This window comes from Pseudomonas sp. WAC2, assembly GCF_030403525.1.
In the GTDB taxonomy this organism is placed as follows: domain Bacteria; phylum Pseudomonadota; class Gammaproteobacteria; order Pseudomonadales; family Pseudomonadaceae; genus Chryseomonas; species Chryseomonas luteola.
In genome coordinates this window covers 16,428-39,775 of the sequence record NZ_JAUEPD010000013.1, presented here as the reverse complement: position 1 = coordinate 39,775, position 23,348 = coordinate 16,428, and the positions used below count along the sequence as shown (strand labels likewise).

The following is a 23,348-nucleotide window of genomic DNA, read 5'->3' as shown; positions in this document are numbered from 1 at the left end:
CATCATGCAGACGTTCGAGACGCACCGCATTGAGGGGTACGCGCTCCTGGAAAATTATGCCGCGTTAAGTGATGGCCGCTCGGTCGCCCTGGTAGCGGCTGACGGCTCCATCGATTGGTGGTGTGCCCCCAATATGGACTCACCCCCTCTGTTTGATCGTCTGCTGGATGCGCCCAGCGGTGGTTATTTTTCGATTACCCCTGTCCAACCGTACACAGCCCGACGTGCCTATCTGCAAAGCAGCAATGTACTGGAGACGTTATTTGAGACCGACTCGGGTCAGGTCCGCCTGACCGAGTCGCTTAACAGTGGATCTGCAGGCCGGTTGCCCTGGTCTGAGCTGGGACGACGTATCGAGGGCGTACAGGGTGAGGTAACGCTTAGTATCGAGTTAGTGCCTGGTACGCGAGGCCAGACCATCTCACCGTGGATTCGCCAGACACCGAACGGTGAGGTGATGCATATCGATGGTCTGATGGCCATGCTGTGCTACGGCGATGAGGTGATGATTGATGAATGTACCGACCGGCTGGTGCGTGCACACGTTACGTTGAAACAAGGGGACCGTACCGTATTGGCGCTGATGGCGACCGAGAATGAGCCGTTGGCTGTGCCAACACTTGAGGAAGTCGACAAGCGTATTGATCGCAGTGACATGGCGTGGCGGGAATGGGCTGAAGGTCTGCAATACCAGGGGGTGTTCAAGGAAGCAGTCATTCGTTCGGCTCTGGCGCTAAAACTTCTCTTGTATTCGCCAAGTGGCGCTATCGTGGCGGCACCTACGTGTGGGCTGCCTGAAAGATTGGGAGGCGACAAGAATTACGAGTACCGCTATGCATGGGTACGAGATGCGGTGTTTACCATCAAAGCATTCCTGCGCATTGGTGCCATGGCAGAAGCTCAGGCTGCGCTGGCATGGTTGCAGAACGTCATCCGCCGGCACGGCCACCGTCTACATACCTGTTTTACTCTGGAGGGCGATAAGGCGCCGGAAGAGCGGGTGATCAATGTGCCGGGCTATCGAAAGTCCAGCCCTGTTCGAGTAGGCAACCGAGCAAGTTATCAATACCAGCTGAGCCTGTATGGCGATCTTTTAGAAACCATCCTCATGTATGTGGAGGGCGGTCATATCCTGGATTTTAATACCGCCGGAATGCTGGTCGAGCTGGCCAGTCTCTGCGCTGATCAATGGCATTGCAAGGACGCCGGGATGTGGGAGCTGGAAGAAGAGCAGCATTACACCATGTCCAAGTTAGGCTGCTGGTTTGCCTTGGATCGAGCAGTCAAGTTGGCAGAAAAGGGTCACATTCCCGATACGATGCAAAAGCGCTGGAAGCGTGAGCGTGACCGTATTCGTGACTGGATAGATGAACATTGTTGGTCCGAGGCCAAGCAGGCTTATACCTTCTATGCCGGTACTGACAAGCTGGACGCCGGCATCCTGCTTGCAATTCGCTTCGGCTTTGAGAGCAAGCAGCGGTTGATCACCACGTGCGAAGCAATTCATCGTGAACTGGCGCGCGGCCCGCTGGTATATCGCTACAGCGGTGCGGAGAAAGAAGAGGGCGCTTTTCTGGCCTGTTCGTTCTGGCTGGTTGAATCTTATGCTGTGCTGGGTGATAACCAGCGCGCCAAGGCATTGATGGAGGATGTGCTGAAAGTATCAACCAACGGGATAGGGTTGATGACTGAGATGATGGACCCCCAGACCGGCGAAGCACTGGGCAACTTCCCTCAAGGTTTAAGTCATCTTGCCATGATCCATGCCATTCTGGCCGTTGATGACCCTGCCAAGACTGAATCCTAAGTAAGAACGGCTAATAAATGATTTTTAATGAGCGCAGATATATAACGCTGCAGGCCAAATATAGCAGTACTTGATGAGTATCAGGCCTACACTTAAAGCGGATACGCAATTTGCCAAGTAGCTAGCCAGGCCTGGGTACGCTTTACTACCCAGCGATTGTGACCAGTCCGCTGCTTACTATCTCTTTTATGTGGGTATTATAGTCATATATTTTTTCAAAGCTTTTTAAAGATATCTAAGCTAATCACAAAATATGTTGGCAATGGATTTGTCTATGCTAATATAAAATCCAATTAATCTAATAAAAAAATAGATATAAAAATTTTGCCCAGCCTCTTCCTGTATGGATAGTTTAAGTATCTGGCTCTATCAAGATCAAGCGATGAACCTCCACAGGTATTTCTATAATTTAGTACCCTCATAGAATTAATGCCTACTAATCAAAAACAACTTCTTAAACCATCTTTCGATGGATTGCATCTTCCTTGTAAGCAGCGATGATCAGGAGCACTCAGCAGCTTCACCTAGAGGGCTTCGTTGAGATGATATCCTACCACCTGTTTGAGGTATTCCTGATGTTTAGATCCAGTCTGCTAGCTATTGCAATAGCTGGGACTTTAACTAGCCAAGCTTATGCACATAATAATCTGGTCACGTCTAATCAGATCGGTAATTTAAATAATTTGATCATTGAGCAAAATGGATCAGGGCTTGTTGCGGAAGGAGGTCAGGAAGGGGAGAATAATAATTCATTAATACATGCTGAGGGTCAAGATAATACGATAAAAAGTTATCAGCATGGTTCTGGTAACTATTCGAGTAATTCTTCATTCAGTAACAGTTATCAGAGCGAGATTACATCAGAGCAGATAGGTAATGATAATTATACCTATAATAATCAGAGTAATACTAGTTACTCATCAGTCACTATAACTCAGGATGGGAGCAATAATAGCGCGGCCGGTTATCAGACCGATGCTGATAGTAACTATTCTAACATTTACCAGAAAGGGTTAAATAATGATGCGGCCATTTCTCAATTTGGAGATTCATATCTAACAGCTATAATGTATCAAGAAGGAAATGATAATGATGCCGGGCAGTTTCAAGCTGGCTCTCAAAGCATTACAGAGATACTTCAAGTAGGAAATTCAAATACTACTTGGGTTGATCAGTCTTATAATAGTAACTCCATAAACTCGGTTAAGCAAAACGGTGACTTTAATCAGGTCCAAACTGCTCAAGTTCTGAATGGCTCCTTTAACATCATTACCGTAGCGCAAGATGGGCTTCTTAACCTTTCGCTCATTGGCCAAGAGGGGGGGAATAATAAAGCGGTGACAAATCAGACAGGCGAACTTAATCATATATTCGGCCACGGCGAGGGTGTTAGTTACCTAACGCAGACCGGCGTTGGAAATAGCGTTGCTGCGACTCAAGCAGGATACAAAAATGATCTAATTTATGAGCAAACGGGTGAAAGCAATACGCTTGACTCAACCCAGACAGGTGAACAAAACGAATTGTCTGGCTGGGCTGAAGGTAATGGTAATAGCCTAAAACTAGCCCAATATGATGTAAGGCAGATAGGCGACATTAGACAGACAGGTAACCATAATATGGTTACTTTAACGCAGTCGGGACTCTCTAACTCAGCCTCAATTATACAAAACATAGACTCAAGCATGGCATCAGTTATGCAATCAGGAAGAAGCAATATTTCTGTAATTATGCAGAATTGATGAATTAAGTAAGCTGATTGTGAAATTAGCTTACAGACCCGCTAACAGAACCTCACCAGTAAACAAAAGCAGGTACTCCTGTAGGCCAGAGATAGCAGAGCTTGGTAAGCATTAACCTGCGCTTGCCTACACAGGTCTGACTGGAGGTTAGGTTTTGTTAGCAGGGTCTGTCTGAAAAGTCTTGTTACCGGCCTTATAGCTTCTTTTTAGCGTCTTGCCGTTACGAAAAGTCAATACGTTAGAGCGGTGCTCCAGACCGTTCATGATGGCAATTTAGTATTTTCCAGACAGACCCTAAATACCTACCTGTCGCCTTAGACGATCCCATACCGCTCAAACCTGTAATTAATGTCTTCTTGAAGACCTCGGCTTCAAACCGCATAGCCTAGCAGTTACCAGATTATTTCTTCTTCTCTAGAGGATAACGGCAGTTTCTCCTGGAATTAGACCTTCGCCGCGAGTGGGTGGAAGCGCGGGGGAGTCAGGTCTACCATGGAGGAAGCCAATCTTTAGCTACTGCCTTTGGAGTTCTTATGCACGCGTCATCGTCCGTCGCTCCTGCTGTAGACGACGCCATTGCTCATGACAGGGAGGCGCTTATTCACCATTTGAAAGGGGTGGTCGGCCCTCAGCACGTATTGACCGAGCCCTCTCGCACAAAGCGATTTCGCAGCGGGTATCGCTTTGGTACGGGTGATGCGATTGCCGTCGTTCAGCCAGGTTCGCTTCTGGAGCAGTGGGAGGTGGTCAAGGCGTGTGTGAAAGCCAATACGATCATCATCATGCAGGCGGCCAATACAGGGCTTACAGGCGGATCAACGCCCGACGGCAACGATTACGACCGTGACATTGTGCTCATCAATACCATGCGCATGAAGAAGATCCAGCTGATCATGAATGGAGAGCAGGTGATCTGTTTTCCTGGGTCCACCCTTGATCAGCTGGAGCGAGAGCTGAAAGTTCACGGCCGGGAGCCTCATTCGGTGATTGGCTCCTCTTGCATCGGTGCGTCCGTGCTGGGTGGCGTCTGTAACAATTCAGGCGGTTCGCTCATCCAGCGCGGCCCGGCGTATACCCAGATGGCGCTTTATGCGCGTCTGGATGAGCGTGGTGAGCTTCATCTGGTCAATCACCTTGGTGTTGCGCTAGGCAGTACGCCGGAGGAAATCCTGACGCGGCTGGATAATCACCAGTACAGTGAAGCCGACATCGAACGTGACGCAGGGGCCGGTTCTGACAAGGGCTACACCAGCCATGTGCGGGAGGTAGATGCCGATACCCCGGCGCGCTTCAACGCCGACACGAGCCGCTTGTACGAGGCTTCTGGCAGCGCAGGAAAGCTGGCTGTTTTTGCGGTTCGGCTGGATACCTTTCCCATCGAGAAAGATACCGCGGTTTTCTATATCGGCACTAACGATACCGCCGACCTTACGGAAATCCGGCGGCATATGCTCGCCAACTTTCCGCAATTACCCATTGCCGGTGAGTACATGCATCGGGATGCCTTCGATGTCGCAGAAGCCTACGGCAAAGACACTTTTCTCATCATCGACCGCTTGGGTACCGAACGACTACCCAAGTTGTTCTCGCTCAAGAGCCGTTTCGATGAGGTATTCAACCGTTTCAGCTTTCTTCCATCGCACCTGGGTGACCGGGTTCTGCAGGCACTGAGCCGGTTGTTCCCAAGCCATCTGCCCAAGCGAATGAAAGCGTATCGGGATCAGTATGAGCATCATTTGATACTCAAGGTCGCGGGCCCTTTGATCGATGAGACGCAGCGTTACCTGGACAGCTTTTTCGGTCAAGCCCGTGGTGCCTATTTCAGGTGTACCGCTGAGGAGGGGCGCAAGGCGTTCCTGCATCGCTTTGCCGCTGCCAGCGCAGCGATACGTTATCGGGACGTTCACCCTAAGGAGGTGGAAGACATCGTGGCGCTGGACATTGCATTGAGACGCAATGACCGGGAGTGGTTCGAAACGCTTCCCGCTGACCTCGATGGCAAGCTTGTCCATAAGCTGTACTACGGTCATTTCTTCTGCCATGTTTTCCATCAGGATTACATCGTCAAGAAAGGTAATGACTGTCTGGCGATTGAGCATCGCATGTGGGACTTACTGGATCAGCGTGGTGCAGAGTATCCGGCAGAACACAACGTGGGCCATCTCTACCATGCCAAGCCGGGCCTAAAAGCGTTCTACCGCAAGCTCGATCCATGCAATAGCTTCAACCCAGGCATCGGTCACACCAGCAAGTGCAGCCATTGGGCAGAGCCGGGAATACAGGCGGGAAGGGTGATTGAGTAAAGAAATTAGATGCTGAGTTAAATCAGGCGAAGAGAATAAATGACCGCCTTAGAACGGGTAACCGTGGGGAAACTAAAGCGGTCGATATAAATGTTACGTATCGAATGTTAAGAAATGATGAATGCGCGATGAAGGAAGCATGACGGCTTACCAGTATGTCTCCGATCATCAAGAACAAAGACCCAGGATTGGCATGTCTGTTTTTATCTTAGAAGAGGTAAAAGACCGTAGCCATATCGCTAGATATCATTTTGATATTAGTCAATGATAAAGCCGCTAAACGGTCTAAAAGGATAGATAGACGGTATTTTCGTAATGTGATATGCAGCACATAATAGCCCGCCTCTTTTCAGGTCTCATGGAGGGTGATGGCGTGGCGGAAAGAGATAAGGCGAGACGGCTCGTAGAGCTGCAGAAGGAAATTCGTCAGTACCAGATAAAGGTAGACCAGGCCCGCCTGCTCGTCCAGAAAACTTTTCTGGATTACTCGGAAGCCTATAATACCTTGAGTTTGCTGGAGGCTCAGCTTGAAGCCGAATGGCAGCATCAGGGCGTTAGTGCCTGACAACTGTGTTTTATTCAGGCTGGGCGATTCTGGTTCGCGTGATCAGTTTTCTAATCGATAATTCAATAGCCCCGATTTTCAAATCGCTTCTGCCCTGTATCCTATGGCTGCGTATAACGCTTGAGGAGCAGGGTCGTGAGCAAGACGCGAGTAGGGGTCATCTTTGGCGGTCGTTCTTCGGAGCATGAGGTTTCATTACAATCCGCCAAAAATATTGTCGACGCCATCGACAAGGCGAAATTCGAGGTCATTCTTATCGGAATCGACAAGGAAGGCCGATGGCATCTCAATGATGCGTCCGATTATCTGCTTCACGCTGAGAACCCCGCGCTCATTGCACTCAATCGGTCCAATCGAGCCTTGGCCCTTGTGCCAGGACAGCGTGAGCAGCAACTGATTGAAACCTCTTCTGCCCAGGCGCTGGGGCAAATTGATGTCATTTTCCCGATTGTGCACGGCCCTTTGGGCGAAGACGGTTCTCTTCAAGGGCTTCTCCGCATGGCCGATTTGCCTTTCGTGGGGTCTGGCGTGCTGGGGTCTGCTGTCTGCATGGATAAGGATGTTACCAAGCGGCTACTGCGTGATGCGGGATTACCGGTTACTCCCTTCCTGACATTCAGCCGCCTGACCGCTGCCCGCACTTCATTCAGTGAGGTCACCGCAGCGTTGGGGACGCCGGTGTTCGTCAAACCTGCCAATCAAGGTTCGTCCGTAGGTGTCAGCAAGGCGGAAACGGAAGCCGAATACCTTGATGCGATGGCTCAGGCATTTGCCTACGATACCAAGGTGTTGGTAGAGCAGGCCGTCAAGGGGCGTGAAATCGAGTGTGCAGTTCTCGGAAACGAGGAGCCGGTCGCCAGTGCGTGCGGAGAAATCGTTGTGCACAGTGGTTTCTACTCATACGACACCAAATATATTGATGACGCAGCGGCTGAGGTCAATGTCCCGGCGGATCTACCATCTGCGATCAGCGAGCGCATACGCTCACTGGCGTTGGACGCATTCAAAGTGCTGGGATGTTCAGGACTGGCAAGGGTCGATGTGTTTCTGACAGCCAGTGGCGAGGTCTTGATAAATGAGGTCAATACACTCCCGGGCTTTACCAATATCAGCATGTATCCCAAGCTCTGGGAGGCTAGCGGGCTGTCTTATCAGGATTTGATCACTCGGCTGATTGAGCTGGCGCAGGAGCGTCATGCCCAGGAGCGTGCACTTAAGCATTCACGTTAGTCGAGAAGAAGGCTAAGGCAGTCCGCCTTAGCCTTTGTTCAGCCTTACAGTCTTTTGAGCCACGGGTTTGGCAAGGATGCCGTCGGCCCGGAACATGGCCTTGATACCCCGCACGGCCTGACGAATACGGTCCTGGTTTTCGATCAACGCGAAGCGGACATGGTCATCGCCGTAGTCTCCAAATCCAATCCCAGGCGAGACCGATACCTTGGCATCCGCCAGCAGCTTCTTGGCAAATTCAAGCGAGCCCAGGTGCGCATAGGCTTCAGGAATTTTGGCCCAGACATACATCGATGCCTTTGGATTCTCAACCATCCAGCCCGCTTCATGGAGACCTTTCACCAGCACATCCCGACGTTGCTGGTACTGCGTAGCAATATCACGAACGCATTGCTGATCGCCTTCCAATGCCGCAATCGCAGCTACCTGTAATGGCGTAAATGTCCCGTAATCGTGATAACTCTTGATACGCGCCAGCGCGCTGACCAACTCGGGATTGCCTACCATGAAGCCGATTCGCCAGCCGGCCATGTTGTAGCTTTTTGACAGAGTGAAGAACTCGACGGCGATGTCCTTGGCACCCGGTACTTGCATGATGGAGGGTGCCTTCCAGCCGTCGAACACGATGTCGGCATAGGCAAGGTCGTGAACGACCAGAACGTTGTATTGCTTGGCCAGGGCGATGACGCGCTCGAAAAACTCAAGCTCAACGCATTGAGCCGTGGGATTGGATGGAAACCCCAGGATCATCATCTTTGGCTTGGGAATACTTTCGCGAATAGCCCGCTCAAGCTCGGCAAAAAAATCCATACCCGGTACCAGCGGTACGGAGCGTACCTGGGCACCTGCAATAACAGCACCATAGATATGAATCGGATAGCTGGGGTTGGGTACCAGTACCGTGTCGCCGGCGTCCAGGGTTGCCAGCATAAGATGGGCGAGACCTTCCTTTGACCCAATCGTGACGATGGCTTCGGACTCCGGATCAATTTCGACTGAATAACGATCCTGATACCAGCGCGAGATGGCGCGGCGCAGGCGAGGGATGCCTTTAGAGCTGGAGTAGCCGTGAGTGTCTTCACGCTGGGCGACCTGGCACAGCTTTTCTACAATGTGAGGCGGTGTGGCGCCGTCCGGATTACCCATGCTCAGGTCGATGATGTCCTCGCCACGGCGGCGAGCGGCCAGCTTGAGTTCAGCGGTAATGTTGAAAACGTAAGGGGGGAGACGATCAATACGCGTGAAGCGACGCATGGAGCTGGAGTCAGCCATGTTTTCCTCGATAGACGTAAGCGCCCGGAACCGTCCGAGCGACGCAGGTCACAGCATGTGACGTGACATGACTGTAGCCGAGAGAACAGCGAAGCGGCATAGACAGTTTTCTTTTTATTTAATGACCTTCTGTATTACACACCCTTCGAAAGGCCTGCGATCAGCTTGCCCAGGAGCTGATCGAGTTGATGCTGTTCTGCGTCGGTCAGTGCAGCCAATACCTGGCGCTCGTTTTCAACATGTGGCGCCAGCATCTCATTGATCAGCATTCGCCCTTTGTCTGTCAAGGCGACCAATGTACCGCGGCGGTCAGAGGGGTGTTTGCGCCGTTCTATCAATTCGGCGCGCTCCAGACGATCCAGGCGGTTGGTCATGCCACCTGAAGAGATCATTGCCGCCTCATAAAGCGCCGTTGGCGTCAGTGCAAATGGCTCTCCCGAGCGCCGCAGGGTGGCCAATACATCAAACTCGCCCGGATGCAATTCATAGCGGGCAAAGAAGGGGTTGATGTAATCCCGCGTAATCAGCTGGGCAAGCTCGCCAAATCTCCCCAGGACCTGCATAGGGAAGGGGTCTATATCCGGCCGTTGGGTTTTCCACTGCTGAGCAGCAAGCAGGGCTCGATCAGTCATATTTCATCCTAATATCTTGACGTTAAGATACTTTGCATTAAGGTAATTATAGAGAGGTCAATCCAGACAATCAAAAAGGAGTTGTGCATGACTGCCTCGAACCACACCTGTAGAACCTGGCCAGTAGTGTTGGCCCTGATGCTGGTCAGCCTTAACCTAAGGCCCATCCTGGCTGCGATTGGACCATTGCTCGATGAAATCCAGCATACGACTGGGCTTACCAATGCTTCGGCAGGTCTGCTGACGACATTGCCCGTATTCGCAATGGGCGTGGGTGCCTTGTTTGGTTCACGGCTTCAGGTGCTTTTGGGGAAATATAAAGGGGTTATGGCTGGCGTAGTGGCGATTGCGTTTGCAGGTGTATTACGCTGGCTGCTGCCTTCGACAACCGGGCTTGTCCTGACGGCCATGCTTGCAGGGCTGGGTATCGCGTTGGTACAGGCGCTACTGCCCGCTTATATCAAACGTCATTTTCCTACCCGTGTAGGTATGCTGATGGGCCTTTACACCACCGGTATCATGGGTGGGGCCGCGCTTGCTGCAGCGTCAGCGTCGCCGCTGACACAGATCACCGGTAATTGGGAAATCACTTTTGCCCTGTGGTCCGTTCCTGCAGTCCTGGGTGCGCTGGCGTGGAGGCAGACTGCCTCACATGAAACTGCACCGACCGCCACCGTGCCCGTCCGGCTCCCGTTGGGTGCCGGTAGAGCCTGGTTGCTGATGGCGGCTTTTGGTATCGGTACTGGTGCGTATACATTGGTACTCGCCTGGCTCCCGCCGTTCTATGTCCAGTTGGGGTGGTCTGCAGCTGACAGCGGCTATCTGCTCGGCGCACTGACGCTAACGGAAGTAGCTGCAGGGCTTTCCGTATCAATGTTCATCGGCCGCTTTCCTGATCGGCGTGTTCCGTTATTAGGTATGTTGCTGCTGATATTGGCGGGGTTGGCAGGACTCGTGATCGCGCCCTTGTCAATGGCCATTCCCGCCGCCGTATTGCTCGGTATCGGAATCGGCGCACTGTTTCCGCTCTCCCTGATCGTGACTATGGATCACATCAGCGATGCCAAAGGCGCTGGCGCGTTGATGGGGTTCGTACAGGGGGGCGGTTACATCATTGCCAGCGGTATGCCCTTCCTGGCGGGGTTGATACGAGAACACTCAACCAATCTTTCCCAGGCATGGCTGCTGATGGCATTCGGTATTGTGGTGCTGATGGCAATCGTGATGCGTTTTAAGCCTGCCGTTCAGTTCGAGTCTCATAGCTGGCGTTTACAGCCTCGCTAGGTGCTACCTTGGCGGTCAGTCTGGTCCAGCACCGATCGCCTTTCCATTTAGGGTAGCTGACTCGCATCCCGGTTTGAGTCGAGCGGCTGCGTGGCAGGGGCAACGAAGCCTTTCTGGACCCTCTGGAAATAAAATCAGATAAGGTTCGTATGTCAGTGTGCAAAATAATGCATACCGCCATCTACCGGAATAACCGCGCCGGTGATGTAGCGTGCCAGTGGTGAGGCGAGAAACGCGACCAATGCAGCAACGTCTTCAGGCTCGCCAAAATAACCGGCCGGAATATGACGCTGAACGAAGTCGGCCCTGGCTTCAGCAGAAGGGTGCAGCTGGGTCATGACCTGCCTGCTATGGATTCGACCCGGGGCAATACAGTTGACGGTAATGCCTTGCACGGCGACCTCACAGGACAGTCCCTTCGACCAGAGATGCAGGGCACCCTTGGCTGCGCTCGCCGCGTTCAAGCTGCGCGGCTCCATGGACCCGCTGATTGAAATGATCCGACCCCAACGTCTGTTCTGCATAGCGGGAAGTACGGCATGAGTCAGCCGCCGGGCTGCAATGAAATTGAGCAGAAAGGCTTGGCGCCACTCCTCTTCGCTTGCCCTCAATGCGACAGGACGCGAGGCGCCTGCGGCATTGACCAGAATATCAATGACGCTGCCTTCGATCGCTTCAAGCACACTGTGTAACGCATCTTCGTCAGCCAAGTCCCCTGTAAGAAGCTTTACGGTAGGGGCGCCCAGCATGGACGCCTCACAAGCAACGGCCTGCAACCGCTCCGTATCCCTGGCAAGCAGAACGAGGTTGACACCCTCGGCAGCCAATAGCTTTGTAATACCAGCCCCTATACCAGCGCTTGCACCCGTGACCAGCGCCGTCTTGTCGTCAAGACAGATATCCATGATTACCACTCCTGGCTAATCAGATCGTGTATGGCGTCCGCAAGCGTGTCGACTTCCGCTTCGCTGATGATCAATGGCGGTAACAGGCGAATAGTATTTTCCCGCGTGACATTGATTAGCAGGCGATGCCGGTCAAGCGCCCGTTGCATCAATGATCGGCAGGGCTTATTCAACTGAATGCCCAGCAGGAGACCATGGCCGCGTATTGCCTGAACCTGTGTGAGGTGGCTCAAGCGGTTCTCGAGGCGGTCCTTGAGCTGTGTACCCCGTTGTGCCGCATGCAGGACCAAGCCTTCTTCCTCGATAACATCCAGCACAGCACATCCCACTCGGCATACGAGCGGATTTCCACCAAAGGTACTGCCATGGCTTCCTGGTGTGAAAAGATCGGCAGCAATGCCGGCTGCCAGGCAAGCGCCAATAGGTAAGCCATTGGCAAGCGCCTTGGCGATTGTAACGACGTCGGGTTGGATGCCTTCATGTTGATAGGCGAACCAGGCACCTGTACGACCCATGCCACTCTGAATTTCATCCAGCATGAGCAACCAGCCGTTGCGCGTGCAATGCGTACGTAACGCGGTAAGGTAACCCACGGGTGGCGCTATCACGCCGGCTTCTCCCTGAATGGGCTCAACCAGCAATGCTACAATCTGGTCACCATACCGTTGGGTTACGGCGTCAAGTGCGTCCAAGTCACCAAACGGTATCCTGACAAAGTCGTTGATCAACGGCCCGAAGCCGTTGCGAACACTAGGGCTATCGCTGGCGGATATCATGGCGAATGAACGCCCATGAAATGCATTTTCCATCACGACCACCTTAGGTGTTAAGACGCCTTTATGCTGAGCATACCGACGGGCAAGTTTAAAAGCGGCCTCGTTGGCCTCCGAGCCCGAATTGCCAAAGAACACGCGCTGCATACCCGTAAGTTGTGTCAGACGCTCGGCCAACTCGTGCTGCCAGGTAATGCTGTAGTGATTGGAGGTGTGCATCAGCAGGTCGGCCTGCTCCTGAATGACTTGGGTAATCCGCGGGTGAGAGTGACCGATATTGGTTACTGCAACACCCGCAATAGCATCTAGATATTCAATTCCTTGCTGATCCCAAACTCGCGTTCCCTTGCCCCTTACAAAGCTGACCGTCAACGGGCTATATGTCTGCATCAAGGGCAGGGATGAGCCTGTAAACGCAGACGTCTGGTCAAATCCGAAGGTAGAGGTTGAAGAGATAGCTGTCATAAAGCCTCCTATTAGAGAAGGCTTGAGTATCTTTATGTAGCAATATGAGATAAACGCTATGATTGTTCTATCACTTTGAATCCAGGCTTTAAAATGGATCTTTATCAAGCCATGACGGTGTTTGTACGTGTAGTCGAAAGTGGCAGCATGACTGCAGCAGGTGAACAGTGTGGGTTGTCCACTACGATGGTCGGCAACCATCTCCGCGCGTTGGAGAAGCGCCTCGGCATGAGTCTTTTGCGCAGGACTACTCGGCGGCAAAGCCTGACAGAGTTCGGGTCGGTCTATTATCAGCGTTGCGTCGAGGTGCTGGGTCTCGTAGCCGATTCGGAGCGTCTGGCTGAGCAGGCGCAGGCTAACCCTCATGGAGTCTTACGTCTCACGGCACCGCCCACGTTTGGCTCGGAATGCCTGATGCCTGTCTTGGCAGACTATCTGGCCCAGTACCCAGAAATCAGGCTCGACGTGGTATTAACGGATCGAGTGGTCGATCTGGTTGAGGAGGGTTTCGATGTCGCCATTCGCCTGGGCACGCTGGATGCGTCACGGCTCATTGCCCGACCACTGATGGACTATGGCCTGACGATATGTGCATCGCCTGAGTATCTACAGCGGCATGGTTACCCAGAGCGGCCGGAAGAGCTTTCCCACCACGAATGCTTGTCCTTCGCCTATCCTGCCGGCACGGAGTGGCGATGGACCGAAAAGCGTTGGTGCTTGAGCGGACCGGAAGGCGAGGTTTCCATCGATATCAGTGGCCGTGTCATAGTCAATAGTGCCCAGGGGCTTCGGCAGGCCGCGCTCAGTGGGATCGGGATCGTTATGCTACCTAACGTCCTCGTGTGGCAAGATCTGCAGCAGGGCAGGTTGGTCAAGCTGCTGGACCATTATCAATTGCCCAGCAGACCCATGCACCTAGTCTATTCCCAGGACCGTTATCGCTCACTCAAACTCCGCAGTTTTGTTGACTATGCGTTAGAGGCATTTAGGTAAGGAGGCTGCTCTCCGCTCAAACATAGCTGTTGCCAACTGGCACAACTGTTGCTTTTATCTTGCTGCCCTTAAGTTAACGCCTCGATAACCGATACGTATAACAGGTGGATCATGTGCTTAATGACTTGTCAATAACACTGGTCGAGCGAATTGATACTGAACATTCAGATGTAGTTCATCACGATCAATCATGAAAACACGTTATACAGGCACGGCGGACAGATTGCTAAATCCTGCTGCACAGCAGGAGGGTAGCGCTTTTGATCTTACAAAGGATGAATATGCGTTCATCAATCTGATCCTGAGGGAGCACGCGTCTAATGATGGACGTGCAGATGGTCAAGCGACAGACGCCAATTTAATGACTGATCTTTCAGATACAGAGCTGAGAAACGAGTTTTCCAATCAGGCTCAGATGCTTGATGCTGCCATGACGCTGATTGATGCTTCCTCTTTTTCCGGTCAGGAAACGCTGGAACAGGCGGCCCTCGAATGCCTCAAGCTGGCACGTGCCCTGGTTGGGCAGTTGATGGGCCAGCCTGGAAGCAATGAGGTACCTTCAGTAGGATGATGCGTTTTACTCTCCGTCTCTGTTCATCCAGCTGTTGATTTCTGCGAAAGAAACGGCGCTTTCGGCAAAGCCGAATGTGCCTTCGTCGCGAGCTTCCAATGCCGCTGCGATAAATCCACTCCATGCCGCTCGCGCCAATGAGCTACCCAGACTTATCCGTTTGACTCCCGCTTCGGCCAGCTCACTCACGCTATAGTTCGCTCCAGACAGGCCCATCACAACATTGACTGGCTTGGATACGGACTCGCAAACCAGCCGTATGGCTTCCAGATCAGGCAACCCGGGCGCATACAAGACATCTGCTCCTGCTGCTTCGTAGGCTTGGAGACGCCGCACCGTATCATCGAGGCTTGCACCACCACAGGTATGGGTCTCAGCACGTGCGACCAGCATGAAAGGGTAACCCAGCTCCTTCACGGCTTCAGCTGCAGCCGCGATACGCTCCACCGCATGGTTGAAGTCGTAGAGCGGTGAGCTTGCGTTGCCGGTGGCATCCTCGATCGAGCCGCCTGCCAGTCCTATTTCAGCCGCCCGCTGTATCGTTTCGCTCACTGCTTCTGGCGAGTCACCAAAGCCGTTTTCCAGGTCTGCGCTGACCGGCAGGTCGGTTGCCAGAACGATACTTTCCGCATTGGCCAACACGCAATCACGGGAAAGGCTCCCGCGCGCATCCTGGCGCCCCAGGCTGAAGGCCAATCCTGCGCTGGTCGTTGCCAAGGCCTCGAAGCCAAGCCGGCTCAATATGCGGGCGCTACCGGCATCCCATGGATTGGGCAGGATCAGCGGTTGATCATACGTATGAAGCTTCTTGAAGAGTGCCGCTTTCTCGAAAACATCCATGGCTAGGTCCTTTCAGGCTCAATAGTCAGGTAATTCTTGCAGCTGCTTTGACGACGTGCAGTCAAATCGGGTCCTGCATCTTGACGCAGTCATTACTGGAGCAGACCGCCGTCTGTCAGCGGAAAGAAGGGATGCGATTTCCTGAACTGATTGAGACGGAGTCGACTAATCTCATCAATGGCCTATGGAAGCGACAGCTGGCACTAAACTCTTTTAAACGTCGTGTCTCAAAGCTCGCGTACGGGGATCCATCGTCAGGATCTTCACTTTCAGGGCATTTTTATCAGAGCCGCGCCCAGGCTCAACATTATGGATATGCCGAATGGACGCCTACGCCGTGCTTAATGAAGAGCTTACCCTTTTAGCCAGCAGCGACTCACTGCCACCCTATGACCGTAAGCTTGCCTCATCGATTCTCTATCGCCTGCTGATGGAAGAGTCAGGCGAGATGTCTCAGATCTGCCGGTCCTCCATTCTGACCGTTCTGGCTATGTTGATTCGTGAAGATGTTGAAAAGAACAACAAGCAAGCCATCGCAACGACCAATCAGATTCTTGAGCGTATCAAGCAGTAATAAAAGTCCGCCTCATGCGCCTGAGTTCTAGAGCTCAGGCAGGCATCGACTCGCACAGGCGATAAAGCTGGAGCTGTTAAACGCTCCCTGATAGCTACTCACCACCTACCAACCGGTCGAGATCTATGGGGTCTCCCGGCTGGGTATGCAGTTTTTCTCTTAAATCTTCAAACATCTGGTCGTAATCCTCGTGATGCGTAAAGACGCTCGCCTTGGGTAGAGGCACACCATAGCGGCGCAGGCGATGATCAATTTCCGCCAGGAAGTTATAGGCTTCGTCTCGGTGCATGGAAAACTTTTCTTCTACCGCACGTTGGCCCACGTGACCTGAGAGGTGAAAGTGAGCATGCTGGTTTGAGGAAACAGGGTCGACCGTATATTCCAGCAGCAAATGCATGGCAGGAAGGTATCCATTGGCAACCTGATCGACTTCGATGCGGCCGGGCACGAACATGAGCAAACTCCTGCAGAAATGATCACTAACGTTTCAACGCTGCTGGTTGATGATGTAACCGTCAAATCAGCAGCGACAGTATGAATGTCCAGACGCAAACATACGCCAACAATGCCAGGCTGTACTGAAGCACCATTCTCATAATCGAAGATTCAGCGCCTACCTGATCCACGGCGGCTGCGGCAATGGCGATCGATTGCGGTGAAATCAGTTTGGCCATCACGCCGCCGCTGGTATTGGCGGCGACAAGCAGTGCCTGACTGGTGCCAATCTGAAGCGCTGTCACGGATTGCAGATGGGCAAATAGCGTGTTGTTGTTGACCACCGAGCCGGTGATAAAAACGCCCAGCCAGCCGATAGCAGGAGAAAGCAGTGGAAAGATGCGTCCGGTTTCTGCCAAGGCAAGCCCGATGGTAGAAGAGGCACCTGAAAAATTGGCGATATAGGCAACACCCATGATGAGGCAGATCATGATCAAGGGACGCCACAGCTCTTTTATGGTCTGCTTCAACTGCTCGCCTGCACCCTGCCATGAAAGCGTAGGAGAAAGCAGTGTGGTTAACAGTACTGAAAGTAGAATGGCTGTTCCCGGCGCGCTGATTAGCGCAACGCTCCAGGTAGCGGGTAAGGTATGAGCTACAGCGGCAATTGGTGGAATTTCTTCGATCTGCTGATGAAGAAACGGGGCATTCAATTTGAGCACGCTGGCCGCCAGCGGGCCCTGCGCTGCAAACAGCGATTTGAATGCGGGCAGGCTCCACAGCAGCACGATTCCGGTCAGAATATAAAAAGGCGACCAGGCTGCCAGAACCTGCATCAGAGACCAACGCTGTGTAGAGCGTGGCGGTGCGTCAGACTCGCGATAGATACGCCTGGGCTGCCAGACCTGCATGAATAGCGCAAGGGCCCCCATGGATACAAGCGGAGCGATGATATCCACCAGCTCCGGTCCTAGCAGATACAGCGTAAGCGTCTGCAGACCACTGAATAGCACGCCGATCAACAAAAGGACCGGCCAGGTTTCACGGATGCCACGCAACCCATCCAGTACTAGGATCAAGAGCGTCGGAATAAGCAGGGTGGCTGGCTGAACAATGGCGATCATCATCAGCGCCATGTCATCCAGCGGCACAGAGCCCTGTTGCGCGCCAACGATTACCGGGATTCCGATGGCGCCATAGGCGCCGGCCGCAGCATTGGCCAGCAGGCACAGCATGGCAGCCTTGAGCGGCTTGAAACCCAACTCGACCAGAAGCGCCGCGCAGATGGCAATAGGTACACCAAAGCCTGCAGCACCCTCGAGAAAACCACCAAAGCAGAACGCAATCAAGATGACCTGAATGCGTTGATCTTCAGAAATGGTGGCAATACTGCCACGGATGACATCAAACTTGCCGCTCTTGACTGCCAGTTTGTAAAGCCACACCGCCATCAGCACGATATAGCCAATCGGCCATAAACCGTTGGCAATGCCCAACAGTGCGGCGCTCAGGATTTTGCCAAGGGGCATGCCGAACAGAAACAGAGAGGAGACCACGGCAATGCCCAGGGTCAACAGGGAGGCGGTCAGCCCTTTCAACTTGAGAAGCGTCAGTGCTGCCAGAAAGAACAAGATAGGAACAGCGGCCACCAAAGCCGAGAGATAGGCGTTACCAAGCGGGTCGTATAGTTGTTGCCACATGACGGGGCTCCCTTAGCGGCCGGCCGGATCCCTATTGATCAGCACATTGGAGCATGCTGTCCCGTTCACCAGGCATTCCAGGTTACGGAGTGTCACCTCGGAAATCTCGCGTAGCGCTTCGACGGTAAAGAAGCCCTGGTGTCCAGTCACAATTACATTGGGAAAGGTCATCAGCCGCTGGAAGACATCGTCATCAATGATGTCGGATGAGCGATCATGGAAGAAGAGGAAACTTTCCTGCTCATACACATCAATGGCCAGGGCGCCTAACTGGCGGCTCTTCAGTGCCTCTATAACAGCGGCCGTGTCCACCAGTCCGCCGCGGGAGGTATTAACGAGCATGGCGCCGGGCTTCATCTCGGCCAAGGTGCGTTCATTGATGATGTGGCGGGTTGCGTCCATCAAGGGGCAGTGCAACGTCACGATGTCCGATTGTGCCAGTAGCATGTCGAGGTCAACGAAATCCCCAAGCGTCTTGAATTCAGGCGCAGGCATGGGATCGTATCCCAGCAGGCGACAGCCAAATCCTTTCAGGATGCGGGCCGTCGCCAAACCGATTTTGCCGGTGCCGATAACCCCAACCGTTTTGCCATGCAGCGTAAACCCCAGCAGCCCCTCCAGCATGAAATTACCTTCGCGGACGCGGTTATAAGCCCGATGCGTATGCCGGTTAAGCGTAAGGATAAGCGCAATGGTGTGCTCGGCTACTGCTTCGGGTGAATAGGCAGGGACACGCGCAACAAAGAGTCCTAGTCGCTCGGCAGCGTCGAGGTCTACATTATTGAAACCTGCACAACGCAGGAGAATCGCATTGACCCCATATTCCTTGAGTGTTTCGAGAACAGGCGCATCGAGTTGATCGTTGACGAAGGTACAAATGGCGTCGCTGCCCTGCGCGAGCGCAACGGTTTGAAGCGAGAGCGGGACATTTTGATAGGTGAACTCGAAGTTGTGATGGGCGAAATGGTGTCTATTGGCTTCGTCAAGAAACCGCTGATCGTAGGGCTGGGCGCTGAAAACAGTGATTTTCATGCGATCTCCTCAAGTCACAAAAGAACGAAATGGTCGTCCGACGTCCGCTACTGCACGGCCAGTATGGCAATGCCACGTCTGATACAGATACCCCAAGCCTAGACGAAACCGTCTAGGCTGCTACTTCAACGTGGGGTTCACTGAGCCTGAGCACGAAAACTGCGAATTGTGCAAACATCCTGAGAGCCCTTGTGCTGGTAAGCCGACTTCCATCAGCGCTACGCTTGCACCGTTTTACTACATAGTCGATTACGAGCCCGCGCCATGAATGTCATCCTGAACCGCCGAACGTTTTTATTGGCTAGCGCTGTGGTGTCTGCGTCTTATTCGCTAGGTACGCTGGCTGGCGCTAATCGGGATGATGCTTCCTTTCAAGATCGGCTGGCTAAGTTGGAGCAGAAGCTGAACGGACGGCTTGGGGTATGCGCCATCGATACCGCAAATGGAGCACAGTTGGGCTATCGCGCCAATGAGCGGTTTGCCATGAACAGCACGTTCAAGGTCATGCTCGCCTCAGCGTTTCTCGCCCGAAGCCAAGACGAACCGGGGCTCCTCGAAGAGCGGCTCACGTACACCCGGGCCGATCTGGTCACATACTCTCCCGTGACGGAAAAGCACGTTTCCACTGGGATGACCGTTGCCGAATTGTGCGCCGCAGGCATTCAGTACAGTGATAACACCGCGGCCAATGTGCTCATGAAAAAGCTGGGGGGCCCTGAAGCGGTCACCGCATTTGCCCGTTCGATAGGCGATACGCATTTTCGCCTCGATCGGTGGGAAACCGAACTCAATTCGGCTATTCCGGGAGATCCTCGTGATACGAGTACCCCTCAGGCCATGGCAATGAGCCTGCAACGTCTGGCATTGGGTGACATGCTGGCTGCGGATAAACAGCATCAGTTGCAGGCGTGGTTGAAAGGCAATACCACAGGTGGCAAGCGTATCCGGGCCGGGGTACCGGCTGGCTGGCAGGTAGGCGATAAGACAGGTACGGGTGATTACGGCTCGGCCAACGACGTGGCTATCCTCTGGCCGCCTCGCCGTGCACCCGTTGTGCTGGCTCTCTATTCCGCTCTTGAAAACCAGCAGGCGGAAGCGCGCAATGACGTACTGGCCGATGCGGCGCGCATTGTGGCTGAATGGGTGACAGGCTGATTCCAGCCCATACGCTACGCTCATGCGCAGCGGGTAGTTAAACTGGTGTACAGGAGATGGTATTTCTCCTTTAACTGCTCTTGGGCTAATGATGCCTAAGAACCCTGTCTAGAAGGGTTCGTAGGCGTGTGCCTGTATCTTTCCGTCCATATTAGGAAAGATCAATCATGTACGTTGCTTTTCCCGCCATTGTAACCAGTAGCTCTCCTAGCTGCGCGTTGCACTTTTGGCTTGGTGTAACGCTGAATGGGATGTTTCCCTCCTTCCCATTGGAACGCTATTCACGACCGGTCTGGGGTTCTGGATCATCGATACGCGATTCAGAGAATGTCGCACATGGAGGTGTGATCAATCTTCTAGGCGGGCTTCGCCTGAACCCAAAAGTACATCTGGCGCACAAGATTGCGTCAAATCTCATGAGGCAGATCGTGAAAGCTAAATAACTATGACGCTGCTATCACTTTGATTTCAAACGTAGCGCGTATAGTTCTTCCTGGCCTTCCTGCGCTGCGCTGGAGAGGCCTTTACCTCCGCATTCTGTTTACACAGAGGCGGGAAGGGATACATCAACTCATGCAAGGAAGCTGCTATGAAGGGTGCGATCTTAAAGCCCCGAGGTTTTGCCGTGGCCGCCATAAAGGTAGTGCTGGCTGCTGGATTGTTATCCGCGTTGTCAACGGCCGAAGCAGGCATCGACCTGGTAAGCCTGAACATGTCGGGTGCAAGTTTTGCAGCCGAGGTGCTGCCGGGCGCTAATGGCGTTAACTACATCTTTCCTACGGAGCAGTATTTCAAGGCGTGGAGCGCAAAGGGCATCAAGACCATTCGCTTCCCCATCCTGTGGGAACGTCTGCAGAAAACCACCTACGCATCGTTTGATCCAACCTATGCCGCGCTTGTAACCCAGATGCTGGGCTACGCCCACAAATACAATATGCGGGTTATTCTGGACCTGCATAACTTTGCACGGTACAAGAATCAGCTGATTGGCAGTCGAAACGTCCCGCTAGACGCTTTTCGTGATGTCACGTATCGAATGGCGATGACATGGGGAAGTCATCCTGCCTTGTTCGCCTATGACGTGATGAATGAACCCTATGCGACGTCGGGTACGGTGGCGTCCATCATGCAGGCGGGTATCGATGGTATTCGCCGCATCGATAATACCCATTACATATTGGTGGAAGGTGAAAACTTCTCTAGTGCCTGGCTATGGTCGTCGTCTTCAAGTGCAGGCCTGCTCTCCGTCAAGGATCCGGCCGACAAGATTCTTTATTCAGCGCATACCTACCTGGACGACAACAACTCTGGCACTTACACCAATCCTCGGGATGCTGGGATGAATGATCCTATGGTTGGTGTCAATCGGGTCAGGCCGTTTGTAGAGTGGTTGAAAGCCAATAACAAGAAAGGCTATCTGGGAGAAATCGGCGTTCCAAACAATAATCCTGCCTGGTTACCTGCGCTCGACAATACCCTCAAGTACCTCGCTGAAAATTGTATCCCAGCTTCTGTCTGGGCTGCCGGGCCAGGATGGGGTGACGACTATGTATTGAGTGTGGAGCCTGTTGACGGCAAGGACCGCATCCAATGGCCGATCTTGCGTAAATACGTGGAGACTAGTAATTCGTGTGTGTCTATTGGGCCACAAAAAGCGGCAAGCCCAACTCCGCCCGTGCCCCAACCCAGGCCTGAGCCGCAACCTCAACCAAAGCCCGTGCCTATTCCACAGCCAGTACCGGCTCCACAACCGCAGCCCGTACCTGAGCCCGCGCCAGTACCTCAGCCTGCACCGGCTCCCCTACCTAAGCCATTCGTTTGTCAGTTTGCACTGACATCATGGCTTCCAATCTGCCAGGCAAAGACAAACACGCACGCCTATTGGTGGCATTGGTAAAGCAGAAGCCCTGGCGAGTAAGGCGCCAGGGCTTGAGCATTAACCTGATCAGTGCTCAGCGTTGGGGCGCTCGATCTTGGCAGGTTCCGTTGACCGGGTTTTCCAGAGTGATACCAGTACGCCACCCGCCAGCAAGCCCAGCGTTACACTCAATGACAACGCAGCAGGTATTTTGCCAATGATGCCCACCAGGAAGATCTTGCTCCCGATGAACACCAGAACCAACGCCAGCGCATACTTGAGGTAGGCGAAGCGATGAATCAGGGCAGCCAGCGCAAAGTAGAGTGCACGCAAACCCAGGATCGCAAAGATATTCGAGGTGTAGACAATGAACGGATCCTGTGTGATCGAGAAGATCGCCGGTACGCTGTCCACCGCAAACACCAGATCAGCACACTCAATCAGGATCAACGCGAGGAACAACGGTGTTGCCCACCAGACTGTGTGGCCGGCAGCATTGGGTTTCTTTACAAAGAAGTGCTGCTCGTGCAGCTCATTCGTAACGCGCATCCGCCTGCGCAAGAACTTGACCAGGACGTTATCTTCCAGATTTGGAGCTTCATCCACCTTGGCGAACAGCATTTTTATGCCGGTGACGACAAGAAACACCCCGAACACATAAAGGATCCAGCTGAACTGATGGATAAGGGCTGCGCCCAGGCCAATCATAAGTGCACGGAGGACGATTACACCCATGATTCCCCAGAACAACACCTTGTGCTGATACTGACGAGGAATGCCAAGAAAGCTGAAGATGATCGCCATGACGAATACGTTGTCCATCGAGAGCGATTTTTCGATTAGAAAGCCGGTCAGGTAGTCCATGCTGGCGTCACCGCCTTTCTGGAACCATACCCATACGGCAAACAACAGGCCCATGCTGATATAGCCTGCCGAGAGGAATAGACTTTCCTTGATCCCTATCTCGTGATTGTCACGATGCAGAACCCCAAGATCAAGCGTGAGCAGGGTGATGACGACAGCCAGAAATGCGAGCCACAACCACGTGGCCGTACCAAGAAAATCGGCGAACAGAAACGCTTCTAGGGTGTTCATGAGCCCCTCCTTACAGTCGAAGTTGTACCAGCTGTGACTCCGACATGGCGGCAAGTACCGTCAGAGGGGCCCGGCGTCACGCTGATTACGTTAAGTCCTTTCCTGCAGCGTCTCAAC

General features: G+C 53.1%; 20 protein-coding genes and 1 riboswitch. Of the genes, 11 read left to right on the top strand and 9 right to left on the bottom strand.

Annotated elements, in window-relative coordinates:
• Positions 1 to 4 precede the first annotated feature (4 nt).
• From QWJ10_RS22370 to ddlA, 5 genes are all read left to right on the top strand, one after another.
• A complete protein-coding gene (locus tag QWJ10_RS22370) occupies positions 5 to 1,807 on the top strand; it encodes a glycoside hydrolase family 15 protein (RefSeq protein WP_289929706.1) in 1,803 nt (600 codons plus the stop codon).
• A 575-nt stretch (positions 1,808 to 2,382) separates the two neighbouring features.
• Entirely contained in the window at positions 2,383 to 3,549 is a 1,167-nt protein-coding gene (locus QWJ10_RS22365) for a hypothetical protein (protein WP_289929705.1), read from the top strand.
• A 533-nt stretch (positions 3,550 to 4,082) separates the two neighbouring features.
• Positions 4,083 to 5,852 carry a D-lactate dehydrogenase gene (gene dld / locus QWJ10_RS22360; protein ID WP_289929704.1) on the top strand — a complete coding sequence of 590 codons (1,770 nt, stop codon included), beginning with the start codon at positions 4,083 to 4,085 and terminating at the stop codon, positions 5,850 to 5,852.
• A gap of 373 nt (positions 5,853 to 6,225) precedes the next feature.
• On the top strand, positions 6,226 to 6,417 hold the full coding sequence (locus QWJ10_RS22355) for a hypothetical protein (RefSeq protein WP_010798621.1): 192 nt from the start codon (positions 6,226 to 6,228) through the stop codon (positions 6,415 to 6,417).
• 135 nt (positions 6,418 to 6,552) lie between these two features.
• Positions 6,553 to 7,647, top strand: coding sequence for a D-alanine--D-alanine ligase (gene ddlA, locus QWJ10_RS22350; RefSeq protein WP_010798620.1), 1,095 nt, complete (start codon positions 6,553 to 6,555; stop codon positions 7,645 to 7,647).
• 27 nt (positions 7,648 to 7,674) lie between these two features.
• Here ddlA and alaC read toward each other — a convergent pair whose 3' ends face one another.
• On the bottom strand, positions 7,675 to 8,919 hold the full coding sequence (gene alaC / locus QWJ10_RS22345; RefSeq protein WP_289929702.1) for an alanine transaminase: 1,245 nt from the start codon (positions 8,917 to 8,919) through the stop codon (positions 7,675 to 7,677).
• 134 nt (positions 8,920 to 9,053) lie between these two features.
• Positions 9,054 to 9,551, bottom strand: coding sequence for a MarR family transcriptional regulator (locus QWJ10_RS22340; RefSeq protein WP_289929701.1), 498 nt, complete (start codon positions 9,549 to 9,551; stop codon positions 9,054 to 9,056).
• A gap of 87 nt (positions 9,552 to 9,638) precedes the next feature.
• Between QWJ10_RS22340 and QWJ10_RS22335 the strand changes: the two genes are divergently transcribed.
• Positions 9,639 to 10,835 (top strand): MFS transporter, encoded by a 1,197-nt coding sequence (locus tag QWJ10_RS22335; protein WP_289929700.1) that lies wholly within the window; start codon positions 9,639 to 9,641, stop codon positions 10,833 to 10,835.
• Between the two features lie 152 nt (positions 10,836 to 10,987).
• Here QWJ10_RS22335 and QWJ10_RS22330 read toward each other — a convergent pair whose 3' ends face one another.
• Together QWJ10_RS22330 and QWJ10_RS22325 are read right to left on the bottom strand one after the other, a co-directional pair.
• Entirely contained in the window at positions 10,988 to 11,740 is a 753-nt protein-coding gene (locus tag QWJ10_RS22330; protein ID WP_019364971.1) for an SDR family oxidoreductase, read from the bottom strand.
• Positions 11,741 to 11,742: 2 nt separating this feature from the next.
• The gene (locus QWJ10_RS22325; RefSeq protein WP_289929699.1) at positions 11,743 to 12,978 is read right to left on the bottom strand and encodes an aspartate aminotransferase family protein; all 1,236 of its coding nucleotides are present in this window, start codon (positions 12,976 to 12,978) and stop codon (positions 11,743 to 11,745) included.
• A gap of 93 nt (positions 12,979 to 13,071) precedes the next feature.
• Here QWJ10_RS22325 and QWJ10_RS22320 point away from each other — a divergent pair, with 93 nt between their 5' ends.
• Together QWJ10_RS22320 and QWJ10_RS22315 are read left to right on the top strand one after the other, a co-directional pair.
• Positions 13,072 to 13,971: a LysR family transcriptional regulator gene (locus QWJ10_RS22320; protein WP_289929698.1), complete on the top strand. Its 900-nt coding sequence runs from the start codon at positions 13,072 to 13,074 to the stop codon at positions 13,969 to 13,971.
• A gap of 190 nt (positions 13,972 to 14,161) precedes the next feature.
• Positions 14,162 to 14,542, top strand: a complete 381-nt coding sequence (locus QWJ10_RS22315; RefSeq protein ID WP_010798613.1) for a hypothetical protein — start codon at positions 14,162 to 14,164, stop codon at positions 14,540 to 14,542.
• Between the two features lie 6 nt (positions 14,543 to 14,548).
• On the opposite strand, the gene QWJ10_RS22310 is transcribed toward QWJ10_RS22315, so the two are convergent.
• Positions 14,549 to 15,382 (bottom strand): isocitrate lyase/phosphoenolpyruvate mutase family protein, encoded by an 834-nt coding sequence (locus tag QWJ10_RS22310; protein ID WP_019364974.1) that lies wholly within the window; start codon positions 15,380 to 15,382, stop codon positions 14,549 to 14,551.
• A gap of 322 nt (positions 15,383 to 15,704) precedes the next feature.
• Between QWJ10_RS22310 and QWJ10_RS22305 the strand changes: the two genes are divergently transcribed.
• Positions 15,705 to 15,956, top strand: coding sequence for a hypothetical protein (locus tag QWJ10_RS22305; RefSeq protein WP_010798611.1), 252 nt, complete (start codon positions 15,705 to 15,707; stop codon positions 15,954 to 15,956).
• A gap of 94 nt (positions 15,957 to 16,050) precedes the next feature.
• On the opposite strand, the gene QWJ10_RS22300 is transcribed toward QWJ10_RS22305, so the two are convergent.
• The 3 genes from QWJ10_RS22300 to QWJ10_RS22290 form a co-directional block, all read right to left on the bottom strand.
• A complete protein-coding gene (locus QWJ10_RS22300) occupies positions 16,051 to 16,410 on the bottom strand; it encodes a DUF5064 family protein (RefSeq protein ID WP_019364975.1) in 360 nt (119 codons plus the stop codon).
• Between the two features lie 61 nt (positions 16,411 to 16,471).
• Positions 16,472 to 18,091, bottom strand: coding sequence for a lactate permease LctP family transporter (locus tag QWJ10_RS22295; RefSeq protein ID WP_289929697.1), 1,620 nt, complete (start codon positions 18,089 to 18,091; stop codon positions 16,472 to 16,474).
• A gap of 12 nt (positions 18,092 to 18,103) precedes the next feature.
• Positions 18,104 to 19,123 carry a 2-hydroxyacid dehydrogenase gene (locus QWJ10_RS22290; protein WP_010798608.1) on the bottom strand — a complete coding sequence of 340 codons (1,020 nt, stop codon included), beginning with the start codon at positions 19,121 to 19,123 and terminating at the stop codon, positions 18,104 to 18,106.
• A 264-nt stretch (positions 19,124 to 19,387) separates the two neighbouring features.
• Between QWJ10_RS22290 and blaLUT the strand changes: the two genes are divergently transcribed.
• Together blaLUT and QWJ10_RS22280 are read left to right on the top strand one after the other, a co-directional pair.
• Complete coding sequence (blaLUT, locus tag QWJ10_RS22285) at positions 19,388 to 20,278, top strand: LUT family class A beta-lactamase (protein WP_197873165.1); 891 nt, start codon at positions 19,388 to 19,390, stop codon at positions 20,276 to 20,278.
• 43 nt (positions 20,279 to 20,321) lie between these two features.
• Positions 20,322 to 20,383: riboswitch (Fluoride riboswitch) on the top strand.
• A 484-nt stretch (positions 20,384 to 20,867) separates the two neighbouring features.
• Positions 20,868 to 22,175: a glycoside hydrolase family 5 protein gene (locus QWJ10_RS22280; protein WP_289929696.1), complete on the top strand. Its 1,308-nt coding sequence runs from the start codon at positions 20,868 to 20,870 to the stop codon at positions 22,173 to 22,175.
• Between the two features lie 48 nt (positions 22,176 to 22,223).
• On the opposite strand, the gene QWJ10_RS22275 is transcribed toward QWJ10_RS22280, so the two are convergent.
• A complete protein-coding gene (locus QWJ10_RS22275) occupies positions 22,224 to 23,231 on the bottom strand; it encodes a TerC family protein (protein WP_289929695.1) in 1,008 nt (335 codons plus the stop codon).
• Positions 23,232 to 23,348 lie beyond the last annotated feature (117 nt).